Genomic DNA, 18,539 nt, shown 5'->3' with positions numbered 1-18,539 from the left:
CGTGTCTTGGTTTACGGGCTGTTACAGGCCTAGATGCGGTTGCTGGGTCCGCAAGCCAAGCCCTGCGCGGACTTCATTTCCGGCAAGCATGCCGGCCGCGACCGGATGGCGCAGTCCGGAAACCCGATCGCTAATGTCTTTGTCTCATTTCGCGCATCAGGGCTTGATTGCGCCGCTGGCCCCGGGGATCCTCACAAACAGTTCTTCCTGGCAGTCGGCGTAGTCGATCGGACAGTCGATCAGGTCCACGCCGGGACGGTCGATGCATTCGGCCAGCAGCCCATGCAGGTGATCGGCCGACTCGACCCGATGGCCTTTCGCGCCGTAGCTGTTGGCGTAGGCGACGAAATCCGGATTGCCGAAGCCGAGGCCGTAATCGGGCAGGCCCATGTCTTTCTGCTTCCAGCGAATCATGCCGTAGGCGTCGTCTCGCAAGACCAGAACCACCAGGCCGAGCCCCAGGCGTACCGCGGTCTCGAGCTCCTGGGAGTTCATCATGAAACCGCCGTCGCCGCAGATGGCCAGGACCTTGCGGTTGGGGTGTACGAGGCGTGCGGCCATGGCCACCGGCAGCCCGGCGCCCATGGTCGCCAGCGCGTTGTCGAGCAAAAGGGTATTGGGCCGCGTGGTGCGGTAGTTGCGCGCAAACCAGACCTTGTACAGACCATTGTCGAGGCTGACGATGCCGTCTTCGGGCATGGCCTCGCGTACGGCGTGGACGACCCGCCGGGGATGAACCGGAAACGGGTCCAGGCCGCGTCCGCGATCCAGGTCCTCGAGCATCGCGGTTCGAACCCGGTGGGCGAACTCGAAATCCCAGTGCGCCTGAACCTCAAGGCTCCTGTCGATCTGCCAGACGGCATTGGCGATGTCGCCGGTGACCTCGAGCTGCGGGAAGTAGACCGGATCGACCTCGGCGGAAAAGAAGTTGACGTGAATGATGGTGCGTCGGCCCTCGCGCATGAAAAACGGCGGCTTTTCGACGACATCGTGTCCGATGTTGATGATGCAGTCGGCATTTTCGATCACCCGGTGGGCATAGTCGCCTTCCGACAGCGCCGCCGTGCCCATCCAGCAGTCGGTTTCCCCGACCACGCCCTTGCCCATCTGCGTGCTGACGAACGGGATGTTCGTATGGTCGATGAGGCGGCGCAGCATGCGCGAGGTGAGCTTGCGGTTGGCGCCGGCGCCGATCAACAGCAGCGGCCGCCTCGCCTTCTCGATCGCGGCCACGGCCCGCTCTATGGCTTTTTCCTCGGCGACGGGACGGCGCGTAAGGCTGGCCTGGACCGGCAACTCGTCGGTCTGTTCCTCGGCCACGTCCTCGGGCAACTCCAGATGCGTGGCGCCCGGTCGCTCTTCGGCGGCCTGACGGAATGCCTCGCGCACCCGTGACGGGATGGTGGCCGCCGAGACGATCTGGCGCGTATACCGGGTCACCGGTCGCATCAGGTCGACCACATCGATGATCTGGAAGTGGCCCTGTTTGGAGGTCTTGATCGGCTTTTGGCCGGTGATCATCACCAGCGGCATGGCGCCGAGTTCGGCGTAAGCTGCCGGGGTGACCAGGTTGGTCGCTCCGGGCCCCAGCGTTGACAGGCAGACCCCCGGTTTTCCGGTCAGGCGGCCGTAGCAGGCGGCCATGAAGCCGGCACCCTGCTCGTGGCGGGTCACGATCAGCCTGATACTGGATTCGCGCAGGGCTTCGAGCAGCGCGAGATTCTCCTCGCCGGGGACGGCGAAGACATACTCGACCTCCTCGTTTTCCAGGCAGCGGACGAACAGTTGCGCAGCATTCATAAGTCTATGGTGCCCGATCGCGCATCAATTCGCCAGTGGGCCATGCGGCTAAATGGCATGGACCACTAGCTCGTGGCTTCGGCCTCTTTTCCGGCAATCATGCCGTGGCTTTCGCGTCCGGTGATGCGCTGCATCATGCGCACGAAGTCGTCGCCGATCAGGTAGAGGATGGGGATCAGGCCCAGCGTGATGACCGTAGCGAAGAGAATGCCAAATGCCAGCGACGTGGCCATCGGGATAACGATCTGCGCCTGCAGACTGGTCTCGAAGAACACGATCGGCGCCAGGCCCAGGAACGTTGTTGCCGAGGTCAGGATGATGGCGCGGAACCGGGCGCGGGCGGCCTTGATGGCGGCGTCGATACGCGATTCGCCGGCCCGGCGGTGGCGATTGACGAAGTCAACCAGAATCAGGCTGTCGTTGACCACGACACCGGCCAGCGCAACGATCCCGAAAAAGCTCAGCATGCTGACCGGAATGCCCAGCAGCCAGTGTCCGACGACCGCGCCCACCATGCCAAAGGGAATCACCGACATGATCAGTAGCGGCTGCAGGTAGGAGCGCAGCGGAACGGCGATCAGCGCGTAAATCAGAAACAGGGCGAGGCCAGTGCCCATGAGCAGATCATCGCGCACCTCCTGCTGGCTGCGCGTCGCGCCCGATACCCGGTAGCTGACGCCGGGATAGCCGGCCAGGATCTCCGGAATGTGCTGCTCCTGCAGCTCGGTCGTGATCCGGCCCGGTTCGGCCACGTCCTTGTCGACCCGGCCGGTCACGCTGATCGAACGCAGGCGGTCGAAACGGCGAATGACCGACGGGCTGCTGCCGACCCGGATGTCGGCCACGGCGCCGAACGGCACTTCCGAACCGTCGGCAGCGCGGATTCGCATGGCCTCGAGATAGCCTTCCGAGGTTCGCTGCTCGCGCGGATAACGCACCATGACGCGAACGTCGTCCTGGCCGCGCTGGATGCGCTGGACTTCCTCGCCGAAGAACGCCTGTCGAACCTGGCGGGCCAGGTCCCGCTGGCTCAGGCCCAGCACCTCAGCCTCCGGTTTGATTTCCAGCTGCAGCTCCTTCAGACCGCCCTCGAAGGAATTGCGTACATCGTACGTGCCCTCGAACCCTCGAACCCGGCGTTCCAGCTCGGCGGCGGCCGCCTCGAGCTGGCCGAGATCGTTGCCGACCAGCTGAAATGAAATGTCCGGCCCGCCGCCTCCAGGTCCGCCGCCGGCATTGCCGATGCGCAGCGCACGCGCGCCGGGGATCTGGCCGACGGCTTCACGCCATTGGCGCTGGAGCTCGTTGATGGTAACCGGACTGTCTTCCCGCTTGGTCAGTTCCACCAGCATGCCGCCTGAGGTATCCGACCCGGACCAGGCAAACACGGTGCGCACAAGTGGTGCGGCAAGCGCATACTTGTCCTGCAGTGCCTGGTCTGTGGCGGCAAGCTTCTCGGCCAGATAGTCGATGTTGGCATGTGTCACGTAGGCGGGCGTGCCTTCGCTCATCTCCAGTTCGACCTGCATGAAGTCACCGGCGAAGTCGGGGAAGAACACCACCCGCATGGCGCCGCTGACGATCAGGCCCAGCGACAGAATCAGGATGGAAATAAAGAGCGCCAGAGACAGATAGCGGTTGCGCAGCATCGCCCGCAGCGCCGGGAGATAGAAGCCGTCGACAAAGCGGAACAGACCGTCGGAAAACCGGCGCTGGAAGCGGATGAAACGGTTGGTCGTATCCGGCTCGAACGCCTTGACCCGCATATGTGCCAGGTGAGCCGGCAGGATCAGCTTGGACTCGACCAGCGACATGAACAGGCACAGCACCACCACCCAGCCAATGGCGGCGAAGAACTGTCCGGAGATTCCGGAGATCATCAGAATGGGCAGGAAGGCGGCAATGGTCGTCAGAACGCCGAAGGTAGCCGGAATGGCGACCTTGTAGACCCCGTTGACCACGTTGTCGACCGAGTGTCCCCGTTCGCGAATCTCGGTATAGGCCGACTCGCCCATGACGATCGCGTCATCGACCACGATACCCAGCACGACCAGAAAACCGAACAGGCTGATCAGGTTGATGGTCACACCGAAGGCCGGCAGCGTCCACAATGCACCGAGAAAGGCGATCAACAGGCCGACCATCACCCAGAAGGCCAGCTTCAGTCGCAGGAAAAGCGCCAGAATCAGAAACACCAGAACGGCGCCGGCGACCAGATTCTTGCCCATCATCTCCATGCGGCCTTTGAGGTAGTAGGAGATATCGGCCCACCAGTCAACGCTCAAGCCCGGTGGCAGTTGCTGCTGCTTTTCTGCAATGTAGGCGCGCACCGCCTCGGACACGGCCAGGGCGTTCTGCTCGCCTACGCTCATTACCCGGATTGCCGTGGCGGGCTGGCCGTTATGGCGGGCATAGCGTTCGCGCTCGACGAAGCCGTCGCGAATGGTGGCGATATCGCGCACCAGTACGCGTGAACCATCAGGGTTGGAGCGAACCACGATATCCTCGAAGTCACGTCCCACATAGGCCTGGCCGACCGTGCGAACCAGCACATCGCCGCCAGCGGTCTCGATCCGTCCGCCGGGCAAATCCAGCGAGGACTCACGAATTGCCTGGGCAACTTCGCCCAGCGTGAGATCGTAGGCGCGAAGTGTTTCCTCGCGGACTTCGATGCCGATCTCGTAGGCCCGCGTGCCGACCAGTTCGGCACGGGTGACATCTGGCAGGGCGATAATCTCGTCGCGAATCTGGCGCGCCGATTCCTTGAGCGTTCGCTCGTCGACATCGCCGAACACCGAGACCCAGATGACTTCCTGGGTCCATGTGTTGCGCTGGTAGACCGGGCGTTCGGTTTCGGCCGGAAAGGTCGATATGGAGTCGACCCGGGTCTTGATCACGTCGAGCACCTCGAGCACGTCGAAGTCCTGATCGACCTCGATCTGGACGCTGCCGGATCCCTCCCGTGCGGTGGCCACCATTTCCTTGATGCCCTCGACGTCCTGGATGGCCTCCTCGATCTTGATCAACACCCCCTGTTCCACGTCCCGGGGCGTGCCGCCGCGGTAGGGAACGCTGACGGTGACGTAATTGGTTTCGATCCTCGGCTGGATTTCCTTGGTGATGGTGAACGCCGTGGCGACACCGCCGAGCAGCAGGCACCACATCAGCAGATTGGCCGCCACCGAGTTGTGAGCGAACCAGGCGATGATGCTGCCGTACCAGTTACGTTCAGATTTCATGCCGGCCCGCCTGTTTGCGCAGCGACCTCTGTTTCCTCCCCGGCCGGCAGGATCCGCAGTTCCGGGTCTGTTCCGGTGCTCTCACGCACGTTCAGGCGGGTGCCCGGAACCGGCGTGGTGATGGCGGTCGTGATCACCCGTTCATCGGATTCGATGGAATCAGCCAGGTAGACGCGTTGTGGCGTCTTGCGAACGACCGTGACCGGCCGGATCTGCAGGCGATTTTCAGCATCGGCAATGAACAGCCGATCGCCATCGCGAAGCGCTTCGCGCGGCAGCTCGATCAATCCGGCAGCCGATCGCCCTTCTATTTCGGCGCGCACGTAGGTGCCCATCGGCAGCGGTACCGGCTGGTCGCTGCCCAGCAGGCCGTAAGGGTCTTCGATGCGCACGACCGCATAGGTCAGTCGTGTGGTCTCCTCGACCACGCCTTCCGTGCGCACCACTTCACCGCGCCAGCTGCCGCGCTGACCGCCGACCTCGGCGAACAGCTCAACGCTCGGACCCGGCTGGTCATCACGGCCCGGCCGCGGCAGGTTGACGAACGACAGATCCCGATCGGGCAAGGGCAGTCGCACCTCTGCCACGTCGACAGCAAACGCCTGCCCCAGCGTGCTGCCGGCCGTCACGTACTGACCGGTACCGACCGAACGCGATCGCACCATGCCATCGTAGGGCAGGCTGATGCGCGTTCGCTCGAGATTGCGTTCGGCCCGGGCCGTGGCCGCCTCGGCAGCCAGAACGGCGGCCCGCGCCTGATCGAGCTGGGGAATGCGCAATACCAGGGTCGGGGGGTCGCGATCGCTGCCATGCATTTGTTGCCAGTCGCGTCGTGCCTGTTCGGAGCGGGCCTGTTCATCGGCCAGTCGGGCCCGGGCGGCAGCCAGGTCGGCCTGGGCCTGCTTCAGGGCCGTTTCGTAATCGCTGGGATCGATCTCGACCAGCACCTCTCCGGCGCGGAAGAAGCCGCCGGCCACGAAGTCCTCGGAGATCGCGATCACCTTTCCGCTGACCTCGGAGACCAGGCTGGTTTCCGTTCGTGGCTGCACCGAACCCTGGGCCTGCACGGTAAAATGCGCACCGGCCGGTTCGGGGACAATGGTGTCGACGGGCATGGCCGTTTTCTCAGACTCGCGCTCGGGCGGCGTGGGTCGGTTCATCGCCAGTACCATGACTACGGCGATCGATACGACAATGAGCGCCGGCGGCAGCAGGATTCGGAGCAATTTCTTCATGGCAACGGCGCGTTCCTGATCACGATAGTTTGAGGCAGGGCATCCATCAGCCTGCAGTCTGCCATTGCGCGTCGGCGGCACACACGTGCCAAAAGGCATGGATTGTGGCTGCCGCGCATTCGCGGCCTCGCGATGACGGGCTTTCGGTTAGACTGATTCAGGTTGACTCCATTTTGGTTCATGAATCATCAAGTCCACATCAAGACCCCCGGCGAGATCGAGGCCATGCGTGTGGCCGGCCAGCAAGCCGCCAGCGTGCTGGCCATGATTCGCGAGCACGTGCAGCCGGGTGTGAGTACCGGCGAACTTGATCGCATCGCGCATGAATACATCGTCGACGAACTCCACGCCGTGCCCGCGCCGCTGAACTACAAGGGGTTTCCCAAGTCGATCTGCACTTCGGTCAATCACGTGATTTGTCACGGCATACCCGGCGAGAAGGTGCTCAAGGACGGGGACATCATCAATATCGATGTGACCGTCATCCAGGACGGCTGGCACGGTGATACCTCGAAGATGTTCTATGTCGGCGCCCCGTCGGTCAAGGCGCAGCGCATCTGCGAGGTGGCGCATGAGGCGCTGGTGCGCGGCATTGATACGGTTCGCCCCGGCGCGACGCTCGGTGACATCGGTCATGCCATCCAGGCCTACGTCGAAAACCAGCGCTGCTCTGTGGTACGCGAGTATTGCGGTCACGGAATCGGGCGCGGCTTTCATGAGGCACCCCAGGTGCTCCATTACGGGCGCCCGGGCGAGGGCCTGCGGCTGGAACCGGGCATGACCTTTACCATCGAACCCATGGTCAATCTCGGCAAGCGCGACACCCGGCTTCTGCCTGACGGGTGGACCGTCATTACCCGCGACCGAAGCCTGTCAGCCCAGTGGGAACACACCATGGCCGTCACTGACGACGGCGTCGACATTCTGACCCGGCTACCCGACGATCCGCTGTGAAAGACCGGCTCAGCGCGGTCCCCGCCACCCGCAACTGTCTTGATCTGGCCGCGCTGGTGCGCCTCGACGCCGATCCGACCACGCTCAGCGAGGCGCTCGACCGGGCGCGTGCCGCGGCCGACACCGAGCTGCACCGATTGTTCGACCAGGGTACGGAAATCGGGGAGCTGGTTCACGCTCGCGCCTGGGTTGTCGAACAGCTTGTTCTGAATGCCTGGGAGCGCCTGGCGCCGGCTGACGGTGGTCTGGACCTGTGCGCTGTCGGTGGGTTCGGCCGCGGCGAACTGCATCCGCACTCGGACGTCGATCTGCTGGTGTTGCGCGCGGACGGCGATGATGCGCCGGTCGAGGCGCTGGAGCGCTTTGTGCGCGTGCTCTGGGATGCAGGCTTTCACCCCGGCCACAGCGTTCGGAATGTGGCGGAGTGCGTGGAGGCGGCCGGGCAGGATGTGGGCGTGGCTACCAACCTGATGGAGTCTCGCCTGATGGCCGGCGCGGGTCAGTTGTACGCGCGCATGCGCGAATTGACCGATGCGCCGGCACTGTGGCCGGCCGAGGCTTTCTACTCCGCCAAGGTCGAGGAGCAGGAAGCGCGTCACGCCCAGTTCGAGGACACCGTATACAACCTCGAGCCCAACCTCAAGGAAGGGCCGGGCGGGCTGCGTGACATGCAGATGATTGCCTGGGTGACGCGCCGTCATTTCGGTACGTCGACGCTGCACGGCCTGGTCGAGCACGGGTTCCTGAGCGAGCGTGAGCACGAGGACCTGGTCGCCAGCCGCAATCACCTGTGGAAGCTGCGCTGGGCCCTTCATCGGGCAGCCGGACGAGCGGAGGAGCGCTTGCTGTTTGAATACCAGCGCCGGCTTGCCGAGCGCTTCGGCTTCGGTGACTGCAGTGACGATAACCGACCGGTCGAACAGTTCATGCAGCGCTATTACCGCAACGTCATGCAGGTCGCCCGACTCAACGAGCGTCTGTTGCAGACCTTCGACGAGGAACTGCTGGTCGGCCGGCGTCACCTCCCATCGGCGGAAATCGATCATCATTTCCGGATCCACCATGGCTACCTCGAGCTCAAGGATGCGCATGCCGTGGTCCAGGATCCCTCGCTGCTGATGCGCATGTTTCTGGTGCTGTGCGACCATCCGGACATCCGCGGCGTGCGGGCGACCACGATCCGCACTGTCCGCGAACACCTCTATCTGATCGACGAGCAGTTCCGCAGTGACCCGCAGATCCTCGACCAGTTTCTGGCGCTGCTGCGGCGCAAGCGTCGCGTCTACAGCCAGCTTGCGCGCATGAATCGCTACGGCGTGTTAGCTGCGCTGCTGCCCCCCTTCGGCCAGATCACCGGGCGCATGCAGTTCGATCTGTTCCACGTCTACACCGTTGATCAGCACACCCTTTTCGTGATTCGCAATCTGCGTCACTTTGCCCACGCCAGGCATCCGGATCGGTTCGCGCGCGCCATCGAGATCTTTGGCAACATCGAGCGGCCCGAAGTGCTCTACCTGGCAGCGCTGTTTCACGATATCGCCAAGGGACGCGGCGGCGACCACTCCGAGCTCGGTGCCGGGGATGCGCGTGAATTCGTTGAGCGGCTGAGCATGCCCGAGGCCGATCGCGACCTGGTCGTCTGGCTGGTCGGCAAGCATCTGCTGATGTCGCGCACCAGCCAGCGTGAGGACATTTCCGACCCGGAGGTTGTCAACGCGTTTGCCAGCCAGGTTGGCGACCAGCGTCATCTCGACCATCTGTTTGTACTTACCGTGGCCGATATCGCCGCGACCAGTCCCAAACTCTGGAACTCCTGGAAAGACAGCTTGTTATGGGAACTCTATACCGCCGCCACCGCGGCACTGCGGCGGGGGCTGGAGCACCCGGTCGATCGCCAGGCCAGCCTGGACGAGACACGTGCCGAGGCGCTGGCCGGGCTGACGGATCAGGGCCATGAATCCAGCGCAATCGAGGCGCTCTGGCGCGGGCTGCCGGATCGCGCCTTTCTGCGCCTCGATGCCGACCAGCTGGTCTGGACCACTGCCCGTGTACTGGACGATGACCGGCGGCCGCTGGTTGCCTGTCGCGAGCTGGCTGACAAGGAAATCACCGAGGTCTTCGTGCATGCCGACGACTTTGCCGGGCTGTTTGCGGTGGTTGCGCGCGAGCTCGACCGCATGCAGCTCAACGTGCTGGCAGCGCGGGTGGTCACCACCGCGGATGCGCGCAGCTGGGATATTTTTCAGGTCATGGATGCGAACAACCAGCCGCTCAACCGCTCGGATGCCGAGCGCCTGCGCTGCACGCTGGCCGAACAGCTCGGCACCCGTCAGGTTCGCCCGCTGCCGCCGCGCCCCGTACCGAGGCGACTTCAGCCGTTCATGGGCCGGGCCGAAATCAGGCTCTCGGCCGGCGAGCGCATGACCGAGCTGGAGATTGCCGCCACCGACCGGCCGGGGCTGCTGTCGGCCATTGCCGAGGCGCTGGTGGCGCAGCACCTGCGCCTCCACGACGCGCGCGTCGCGACCTTCGGGCAGCGCGTCGAAGACGTGTTCACGATCACCACCAGCGATGGCCGGCCCCTGGATCGAAACGCCTGCGATGCGCTGGAGCGCGAGCTGCGCGGGCGGCTGGATGTATGACGGGAGGGTAGGCGACAGGCGACAGGTGGTAGACGGTCATCGGTGGAGTATCATGATGATGACCACAGACGCATGGACGAGGTACGGAACCGGCATATGCGCCGTGACATCCGCCGACCCGTCGCGAATACGATCGCGGCCTGGGCCCGTGATTCCGTAGGTCGGGGCCGCGTCCCCGACGGACGGGGTCCGGAACCGGCAAACGCGCCGTGACATCCGCCGACCCGTCGCGAATACGATCGCGGCCTGGGCCCGTGATTCCGTAGGTCGGGGCCGCGTCCCCGACGGACGGGGTCCGGCACCGGCAAACGCGCCGGGACATCCGCCGACCCGTCGCGAATACGACCGCGGCCTGGGCCCGTGATTCCGTAGGTCGGGGCCGCGTCCCCGACAGACGAGGTCCGGAACCGGCAAACGCGCCGGGACATCCGCCGACCCGTCGCGAATACGATCGCGGCCTGGGCCCGTGATTCCGTAGGTCGGGGCCGCGTCCCCGACGGACGAGGTCCGGAACCGGCAAACGCGCCGGGACATCCGCCGACCCGTCGCGAATACGATCGCGGCCTGGGCCCGTGATTCCGTAGGTCGGGGCCGCGTCCCCGACGGACGAGGTCCGGAACCGGCAAACGCGCCGGGACATCCGCCGACCCGTCGCGAATACGATCGCGGCCTGGGCCCGTGATTCCGTAGGTCGGGGCCGCGTCCCCGACGGACGAGGTCCGGAACCGGCAAACGCGCCGGAACACCCTACGGACACACAGACACACAGACACACAGACACACAGACACACAGACACACAGACACACAGACACACAGACACACAGGCGCAGACCCCCGATGCTCAACCAACCCGACAAGCTCAAGACAGCCATCGAGACGGCCTGGAACCGGCGGGCCGAACTCGGTCCTGCCACCGCCGGCAGCAAACTGCGCGGACAGATTGATGCCTGTCTGCAGGGCCTGGAATCCGGCGAGCTGCGCGTGGCTGAACCGGGCGCGCACGGCTGGGTCGTCAACCAGTGGCTCAAGCAGGCCATTTTGCTGCATTTCCGCATGACCCCCAATCGGGTGATGGACGGCACGGTAAGCCATTACTACGACAAGGTAGACCTGCGGTTTGCCGATGAATCGGACCGGCCGGAGGCAAGCGGGGCGCGCATCGTGCCGACGGCCACGGTGCGCCGCGGCGCACACATCGGCGACGACGTCGTGTTGATGCCCAGCTACGTCAATATTGGCGCCTTTGTCGGCGCGGGCAGCATGATCGATACCTGGGCCACGGTCGGCTCCTGCGCCCAGATCGGTTGCGGCGTGCATATCTCCGGCGGCGCCGGTATCGGCGGCGTGCTGGAGCCGCTGCAGGCCAATCCGACCATCATCGAGGACGGCTGTTTCATTGGCGCGCGCTCGGAGGTGGTCGAGGGCGTGATCGTTGAGAAAGGGGCGGTGATTGGCATGGGGGTGTTCCTGGGCCAGTCGACGCGCATCTACAACCGTGAGACCGGCGAGGTCACCACCGGCCGGGTACCGGCCGGGTCGGTCGTGGTCGCCGGCAGCCTGCCGGCCCAGGATGGCAGCCATAGCCTGTATGCCGCCGTCATCGTCAAGCAGGTCGACGAGAAGACGCGCTCGCGCACTTCCGTCAACGAGCTCCTGCGTAGCGTCTGACACGGTCGATCAAAATCGCATGGCCCGTTTTCCGGGCCGTTTGCGCACGCATGAACAGGACCACGAACGGAACCTGTCGGAATGCGTACCCCCATCCTTGTTGCGGCGCTGGGCGCTGTCCTGTTCTTCCCTTCCGCCCGGGCGGCCGAAATCTGCGCGACGTCGAGTGCGGGTCTGGAGTTCGCCCTCGCGGCAGCGGCCGGAAACGGTGAGTCCGACACGATTCGCGTGACCACCGGCACCTTCGATACGCCTGCGGGCGGGTTCGAGTACCTCGCGGCCGCGACGGAAAACTTCGACCTGACGATTTCCGGCGGCTGGAGCGAGTTCTTCGGCAACGACTGCGGGCAGCAACTCGAGGGGCCTCCGAATACCGTACTCAACGGACAACTGACCGATCGGATCCTGAGAGTGGATCTGGCCAGCAGCGGGGACTTCACGGTATCCCGCTTGCGTTTCGTGAACGGCTTCGCCGCAAACGCGGCGCGAGGCGGCGCGATGTCCGTGCGCGCGGATACCGGCTACAGCGGTACAGTTTCGATCGAGCGCAACCAGTTCTTCAACAACGAAGCGCGGCTGGGTGGCGCGGTCGAGTCCGTCATCTCGGGGACCGGCGCAGTCCAGGTGCACGTCATCAACAACCTGTTCCGCCTCAATCGCGCCCGCGAATCCGGAGGCGCCGTGGATCTGTCCTTGAGCGGGGGCGATGCCGGGCCGTTTCTTGCCCGGCTGACCTTCGTCAACAACACCGTGGTCGACAACTTCTCCGACGAAACGGGCGTTTCCCAGGTCGGCGGCGTCCAGTTGCTCGGCGACGTGCCGGCCAGGTACATCGTCAACAACAATTTCTGGGGAAACGAGGGCTACGATTTCCGGATCTTCGGCGAACCGACCTTTGTCCTTCGTAACAATAACTATGGCAATGCCGTTTTCGGCCCGACCAGCAGCGAGGGCGGCAATATCAGCACCACTCCCGCCTATGAGCCCTGTGACGGCTTTCTCTGCTTCAGCGGCGTGCCGCTACCGGATTCAGCGCTGCATGACGGCGGGCGGGAACCGGCCATGCTCTCGCCCTGGACGCCAGGTGCCGCGGACTACAGAGGTCTGCCGCGTATCAATGAAGCAAGTGTCGACATTGGGGCTTACGAGTCTCACTCGCGGCTGTTTGCCGATCGGTTCGAGCCATGAGGGCTGCACTGCTCAAACTGGCCGCGGCAGTCGTCCTGCTCTTCGCGTCTTCGTTCGCGTCCGATGCGTGCGCCGTTCAGTTCTGCGTCGATACGGAGGCCGAACTGAGCGGCGCGCTGGTGGTGTCGCAAATAAACAGTCAGCAAAACGAGATTCGACTGGTCAGCGGCAGCTACACCATGCCGGATGGTTGGTCGAATTCCGGCACCAGCCCATTTCCGCAGGCGTTGAAGCTTTCGGGAGGTTGGAACAACGACTGCAGTACGCGCGTAACTGTCAACCCGTCTTCGACCACGATTCAGGGCCAGTCCAGCAGCAATTCTCGCTGGCTTTTCACGGCTGAAGCATCGCTCATCATCGACGGTCTCAGTTTCGTCCAGACTGCCGGCCTTGTGCTTGCTTCGCCTTTTGACTGCACACCATTCGGCCAGGAATTCCTCATCCGGCGCGTACGTGTAAGCAACAGCATTTCGGGTGTCGGTCTATGGTCGTCGATGACTGCCTTTACATCCTGTCACGACGTTCGAATCGAGAACAGCCTGGTCGTCGATGGTGCACTCAACGGCATAGAGATCCAATGCTTCAATAACGCCCTGGGCGACTATCGCCTGATCAACAATACCGTGCGCGATCACGGCGGCGTTGATTTCGTGGCAACGTATGATTCGCAATCCTGCGCCGGCAACTCGATCGGGGCGGATTCGCTGCACAACAATGTATTCGGCAGCATCCAACTGGATGCGAATACGCCGCGTGCACACAACAACATCTATTCATCGCTTTCAAGCTTGAACGGTGGTGGCTTCTTCTCCGGATCCTCGGACAACCTGGTCGGCGATCCGCAGCTCGATCCGGTCAACTATCGCCCTGTCGAACCCGGCTCGCCGGCGATCAACTCCGGCACCTCGAATGTGCCGGGCGGCCTGCCGGCAGCGGACATTGCAGGTGACCCACGTACCATCGGCGGCATTCCGGATCGGGGTGCTTACGAATCCTCGGTCGTGCCGCCGGGGCCGTTCGTCCTGACCGTGACCAGCAATGCCAACAGCGGCACAGGAACGCTGCGTGAAGCCATTGGCCAGGCCAACGCAAGCCCCGGCCTGAACCTGATCCAGTTCGACATCCCTGGCACCTGCCCGCGCTTGATCACGCTGGCCGCACCCCTGCCGGACCTGACCGAAGACGTGATCATCAATGGCTTCAGCCAGCCCGGCTCCGCCTGGAATACGTTCGATTTCGGCAACAACGCGAACCTTTGCATCGGCGTCGTGGGCTCGCAGCTTGTCGAGGTGCCTTACGCTTTGCGCGTGCCAGCCAACTCTTCGGCCACGCTCAAGGTGCGTGGCATCGGCTTTGGCGGGTTCGACGACGGCGGCGGATTGTTTGGCGAGGCGGCGATCTACCTTCAGGGTGGCAGCGGTCACGAGATTCAGGGCAACCAGTTCGGCGGGCCCTTCCACGCCACCACGCTGGCCGGCAACAGCGAAGGCATCCGGCTGATGAACAATGCCACCTCGGCGCTGATCGGCGGGTCCAGTCCGGGCCATCGCAACACGATTTCCGGCTCGTCGCTTGCCGGTGTGCACGTCATAGGCTCGGCCAGCGGCGGCCACCAGATCGTCAACAACTACATCGGCACCAATCCGAGTGGGGTGTCCGCCGTGGGCAATCTCGACGGCATCCGGCTGGTGCAGAGCGCCGACAACGACATACTGGACAATCTGGTTTCGGGCAATACCCGCGACGGCGTGGTCATCGTCGGTGAGCAGGCCACCTCGAACCTGGTCGCCGGCAATCGTATCGGCGGGCGAAGGGGCGGGTTCTACCTGTGTGGTGTGCCGCCCCTGCCAGCGTGCCCGCCGACGATGACCAACCGCAAGGGTATTTTCATTGACAGTGGTGCCAGCAATAACACGATCGGTGTCGGTGGGGTGGACGGTGCGCCCAACCAGATCCGGTTCAGCACCCAGCACGGGATCCGGATCCTGTCGGGCACCCGCAATCGCATGCTCAGTAATACGCTGTGGGACAACGGCTCCGTGGCGTCGGAGTATGAAATCGACCTCGGTTCGTTCGGCTTCGATCCGGTTGACGCCGACTGCGGCGCGGTCGCCGATGCAAAGGCCAATCGCGGCCAGAACCGGCCGGTGCTCGAGTCTGCGCTGGGCGGCGCGTCCGAACAATCGGTCGTTTTCGCCGGCGAGCTGAGTTCCTGCACGCACGATGGCGGCTTCAGCTCGGTCTACCGCATCCAGCTTTTCGCGAGCAATGCGTGTGACGGCAACGGGGCCGGTCCCGGGCAATACTTCCTCGGTGACGTCAACGTCGTCATGCCCGGCCCAGTGCAGACCGACACGACCGTTGCCTTCAGCGGTGAACTCGAGCATCCCTGGCTGGATCTCGAAGGGAAGTACATCACGGCAACCGCGACCGACCTGCTGGGCAACACCTCGGAGTTTTCGCAGTGCGTCCAGGTCCAGGCCCCGGATGCACTGTTCCATGACCGCTTCGAGCAGTAGCATGGCGGCCGCTTGCCTCCCCAGCGCGCCGGGCGTAGTCTGGTGCCAACAAGCCGGTCGGGGCCTGAGCCGTGAATGGATCGAACTCCTCTCGTGCTTCGTTGACGGAGCTTCTCGACGACACCGTCAGCGGTCGCCGGGAGTCCTTCGACGAAATCTTTGCCGCCGTCTACGAAGAACTGCGGCGTCTCGCTCATCACCAGTTGATGGGCGGTTGGCGCAAGTACACCCTCGACACCACGGCCCTGGTCCACGAGGCCTACCTGAAGCTGATCGATTCCGCTACGGTGACAGAACGTCACCGCGGCTACTTTTTCGGCGCGGCCGCACGCGCCATGCGTCAGGTGCTGGTCGACGCCGCCCGGCGGCGTCAGCAACTCAAGCACGGGGCCGGGCGCGACGACCTGACCTACGATGACGAGATTTCTGGCACCGAGGCCTTCGCGGCGGAGCTGATCATGCTCGACGACAGCCTGGAAAAACTCGCCGACAGCTACCCGCGCCAGGCGCGGGTCGTTGAATGCCGGTTTTTCGGCGGTCTGACCATCGAGGAGACCGCCGTCGCGCTCGATCTTTCCCGTCGCACCGTGATCCGGGACTGGGAGCTGGCGCGCGCCTGGCTATTCCGTCACGTCGGAGAAGGTGCCTTTCCGGAGTTGGTCAATGATGGCCCCGGACGACCGGCTCGCTGAGCTGTTCGCCGAGCTGAGCCACCGGGATGCGGCCAGCCGCACCCGTGCAATCGACGATATTCGCGCGCGCGAACCCGGCCTGGCCGCCGAACTCGAGTCGCTTCTGTCCGCGCACGATACGGCCGACGGCTTTCTCGAGCCGCTGGATCAGGATCGGGTGGCCGGCCTGATGCGAATCAGCGAACGGCTGGACACGCCCGAGGCAGCCGGTCCATTCCGCTTGGTTTCGGAGATCGGCAGGGGCGGGCTGGGCGTGGTGTACCTGGCCGAGCGCGAGGGTGCGGATTTCGAGCAACGCGTCGCCGTCAAGCTCCTCAAGCGCGGCATGGACAGCGACCTGATCATCCGCCGCTTCCAGGCCGAGCGGAGAATACTCGCCTCGCTGGATCATCCCAACATCAGTCGACTGATCGACGGTGGCGTGCTCGCCGACGGCCGCCCGTGGTTTGCCATGGAGTACATCGAGGGCACACCGCTGACCGAATGGTGCGATGCGCGATCCCGGCCCGTCGAAGCCCGCGTCGAGTTGTTCGAGCAGGTCTGCCGCGCCGTGCAGTTCGCCCATTCGAGACTGGTCGTTCACCGCGATCTGAAGCCGGCTAACATCCTGGTCACCAGAGATGGCACGGTCAAGTTGCTGGATTTCGGCATCGCCAAGCTGCTGGACGAGGATGGCGGTACAACCGACCTGACCACCGCCGGAATGCGCGCCATGACGCGGGACTACGCCGCACCTGAGCAGATTCGGGGCGAGCCCGTGAGCGTGGTCACGGACGTACACGCACTCGGTGTCGTGCTCTACGAACTGTTGGCCGGAACCCACCCTTACCGTCGGCCCGATCAGGGGCGTGAGGCGTTGACCCGTGCCATCTGCGATACCGAGCCAACGCTTCCTTCCGCGGCCGCGCGCCCTGGCTCGTCCACGCGGTCACTGCGCGGCGATCTCGACGCCATCATCATGACGGCGATGGCCAAGCGGCCGGCCGATCGATACGGATCGGCCGAGGCCATGGCCGAGGACCTGCGGCGTCACCTCGACGACCTGCCGATCCGTGCCCGGCACAAGACCGCAGGCTACCGGGCGGCACGTTACCTCCGGCGTCATCGCTGGGGCGTGTCTGCGACGACGGCCGTGGTCGTAGCCCTGGGCGTCGGCTTGTTGATCGCCGCCTGGCAGGCGCATGAGGCTCGCGAACAGGCAGCCAGGGCGACTGCACAGGCCCAGCGTGCCGAACAGGTCAGCAATTTCCTGACCGAACTGTTCGAGGTCAATGACCCCGATATCAATCGCGGAGAACGGATCACAGCGCGGGAACTGCTCGAACGGGGTGCCGAACGGATCGATACCGAGCTGGACGGGCAACCCGCGCTGCAGGCCGAGATGGCCGGTCTGATCGGTGACATCCACCTGCGGCTGGGAGAATACGACCGCGCCGAGTCGTTGATTGACCGGACCCTGACCCTTGTCGATCCGGATGAAGACCGACTTGTCGCAGCACAGTGGCTGCGTCTGCGTGGCCTGGTCGATCAAAGACAGGGCGAGTACGAGAAAGCGCTGCAATGGTATGACGAGGCCGAGTCAAGGCTGAGGCCGGACGACGATCCAATGCTGTCGATCGGCTTGCATTCCGATCGGGCCTCCACACACATGGAACAAGGCAACCTGGCTGCGGCCGAGGAAAGCTTTCGTTTGGTCATCGAAAGAATGGAGGCGGAACTGGGTCCCGATGCGGTGGAATTGGCCACTGTGCTCAATAACTATGGCTACTTGCTGTGGAAACAACTGGACCGGCCCGGCGAGGCGGGTCCGGCGTTTGAACGGGCCCTGCGCCTGTCCCTGGAGCACAACGGCGAGATCCACTCCCTGACGGCTAGCATTGCCTACCAGCTGGGTTGGTATCTCTCGGAGCAGAGCGAATTTGATCGGGCCGAGGCAATGCTGAGCCGCAACCTGGAGGTCAAGGCGCTGCTATGGGGGGATGACAGCGAGAACTACGCGCATACCCTGGTGGCCTATGGAAACTTCGAATCGGACCGCGGCCGGCCTGAAGCGGCGATCGAATCCTACCAGCAAGCCCATGAGATTTATCTCGCGCGTCGGGGTCCGGACCATGTCTATCCGTCCTATCCGCTGCACAATATCAGCCTGCGATACTACGAAACGGGCGATTTCCAGAAAGCGTTGGACTACGCCGATCAATGCCTGCAGATTCGACGCCGCGCCCTGGATGAGGGCAACATCCTGATATCGAGTGCGCTGCACGCACGGGGCCGCGCGCTGGCCGGGCTGGAGCGCTACCCCGAAGCTCGCCTGGCGTTCACCCAGGCGCTCGATATTCGCCAGGCGCAGCTATCCGACAGCCACCGACAAACGCAGGAAACGAGGCTGGAGCTGTTGCTGGCCGACATTGCCCTGGACGGGCCTGACCAGCACACGGCAACGGCAAGAGGGCTGTTGGCCAGCCTTCCGCCGGACAGCACCGTGCTGAACGAAGCGTCCGACCGGCTCCGGGCGGCCGGCATCAGGCTCGACTAGTTGGTCACGCGGAGGCGCTGGACGGGGTTCGGGGCGGGCCAACGGTGAGGCCGGGATTCACCGCA

10 protein-coding genes are annotated in these 18,539 nt (G+C 64.2%); 7 read left to right on the top strand and 3 right to left on the bottom strand.

Going from position 1 to position 18,539, the window contains the following annotated elements; translation table 11 throughout:
• Positions 1–156: 156 nt before the first annotated feature.
• The 3 genes from HND55_13100 to HND55_13090 all read right to left on the bottom strand — a co-directional run bounded on the left by HND55_13100 (position 157) and on the right by HND55_13090 (position 6,274).
• A complete protein-coding gene (locus HND55_13100) occupies positions 157–1,800 on the bottom strand; it encodes an acetolactate synthase large subunit (protein QKK03515.1) in 1,644 nt (547 codons plus the stop codon).
• Positions 1,801–1,865: 65 nt separating this feature from the next.
• The gene (locus HND55_13095; GenBank protein QKK03514.1) at positions 1,866–5,039 is read right to left on the bottom strand and encodes an efflux RND transporter permease subunit; all 3,174 of its coding nucleotides are present in this window, start codon (positions 5,037–5,039) and stop codon (positions 1,866–1,868) included.
• Positions 5,036–6,274, bottom strand: a complete 1,239-nt coding sequence (locus HND55_13090) for an efflux RND transporter periplasmic adaptor subunit (protein ID QKK03513.1) — start codon at positions 6,272–6,274, stop codon at positions 5,036–5,038. The genes HND55_13095 and HND55_13090 overlap by 4 nt, the downstream gene beginning before the upstream one ends.
• Positions 6,275–6,454: 180 nt before the next feature.
• On the opposite strand from HND55_13090, the gene map reads away from it, so the two are divergent.
• From map to HND55_13055, 7 genes are all read left to right on the top strand, one after another.
• Complete coding sequence (gene map / locus HND55_13085) at positions 6,455–7,228, top strand: type I methionyl aminopeptidase (protein QKK03512.1); 774 nt, start codon at positions 6,455–6,457, stop codon at positions 7,226–7,228.
• Positions 7,225–9,870 carry a [protein-PII] uridylyltransferase gene (gene glnD, locus HND55_13080; GenBank protein QKK03511.1) on the top strand — a complete coding sequence of 882 codons (2,646 nt, stop codon included), beginning with the start codon at positions 7,225–7,227 and terminating at the stop codon, positions 9,868–9,870. The genes map and glnD overlap by 4 nt, the downstream gene beginning before the upstream one ends.
• Before the next feature lie 838 nt (positions 9,871–10,708).
• Positions 10,709–11,539: a 2,3,4,5-tetrahydropyridine-2,6-dicarboxylate N-succinyltransferase gene (gene dapD / locus HND55_13075; protein QKK03510.1), complete on the top strand. Its 831-nt coding sequence runs from the start codon at positions 10,709–10,711 to the stop codon at positions 11,537–11,539.
• A gap of 81 nt (positions 11,540–11,620) precedes the next feature.
• Positions 11,621–12,727 carry a hypothetical protein gene (locus HND55_13070; protein QKK03509.1) on the top strand — a complete coding sequence of 369 codons (1,107 nt, stop codon included), beginning with the start codon at positions 11,621–11,623 and terminating at the stop codon, positions 12,725–12,727.
• The gene (locus HND55_13065; protein ID QKK03508.1) at positions 12,724–15,246 is read left to right on the top strand and encodes a right-handed parallel beta-helix repeat-containing protein; all 2,523 of its coding nucleotides are present in this window, start codon (positions 12,724–12,726) and stop codon (positions 15,244–15,246) included. The genes HND55_13070 and HND55_13065 overlap by 4 nt, the downstream gene beginning before the upstream one ends.
• 101 nt (positions 15,247–15,347) lie before the next feature.
• Positions 15,348–15,938, top strand: a complete 591-nt coding sequence (locus HND55_13060; GenBank protein QKK03507.1) for a sigma-70 family RNA polymerase sigma factor — start codon at positions 15,348–15,350, stop codon at positions 15,936–15,938.
• Complete coding sequence (locus HND55_13055; protein ID QKK03506.1) at positions 15,910–18,474, top strand: tetratricopeptide repeat protein; 2,565 nt, start codon at positions 15,910–15,912, stop codon at positions 18,472–18,474. The genes HND55_13060 and HND55_13055 overlap by 29 nt, the downstream gene beginning before the upstream one ends.
• The last annotated feature ends 65 nt before the right edge of the window (positions 18,475–18,539 follow it).

Source organism: Pseudomonadota bacterium (assembly GCA_013285445.1).
Taxonomy (GTDB): Bacteria; Pseudomonadota; Gammaproteobacteria; order Xanthomonadales; family Wenzhouxiangellaceae; genus Wenzhouxiangella.
Note: the sequence above shows the minus strand (reverse complement) of the source record. Positions and strands in the feature narration are given on the sequence as shown.

Bases quoted from the DNA above. Each gene is read 5' to 3' on its own strand.
- HND55_13065 (QKK03508.1), top strand. From the start codon at position 12,724: ATGAGGGCTGCACTGCTCAAACTGGCCGCGGCAGTCGTCCTGCTCTTC.
- HND55_13090 (QKK03513.1), bottom strand. From the start codon at position 6,274: ATGAAGAAATTGCTCCGAATCCTGCTGCCGCCGGCGCTCATTGTCGTA.
- dapD (QKK03510.1), top strand. From the start codon at position 10,709: ATGCTCAACCAACCCGACAAGCTCAAGACAGCCATCGAGACGGCCTGG.
- HND55_13100 (QKK03515.1), bottom strand. From the start codon at position 1,800: ATGAATGCTGCGCAACTGTTCGTCCGCTGCCTGGAAAACGAGGAGGTC.
- HND55_13095 (QKK03514.1), bottom strand. From the start codon at position 5,039: ATGAAATCTGAACGTAACTGGTACGGCAGCATCATCGCCTGGTTCGCT.
- HND55_13070 (QKK03509.1), top strand. From the start codon at position 11,621: ATGCGTACCCCCATCCTTGTTGCGGCGCTGGGCGCTGTCCTGTTCTTC.
- map (QKK03512.1), top strand. From the start codon at position 6,455: ATGAATCATCAAGTCCACATCAAGACCCCCGGCGAGATCGAGGCCATG.
- HND55_13055 (QKK03506.1), top strand. From the start codon at position 15,910: ATGATGGCCCCGGACGACCGGCTCGCTGAGCTGTTCGCCGAGCTGAGC.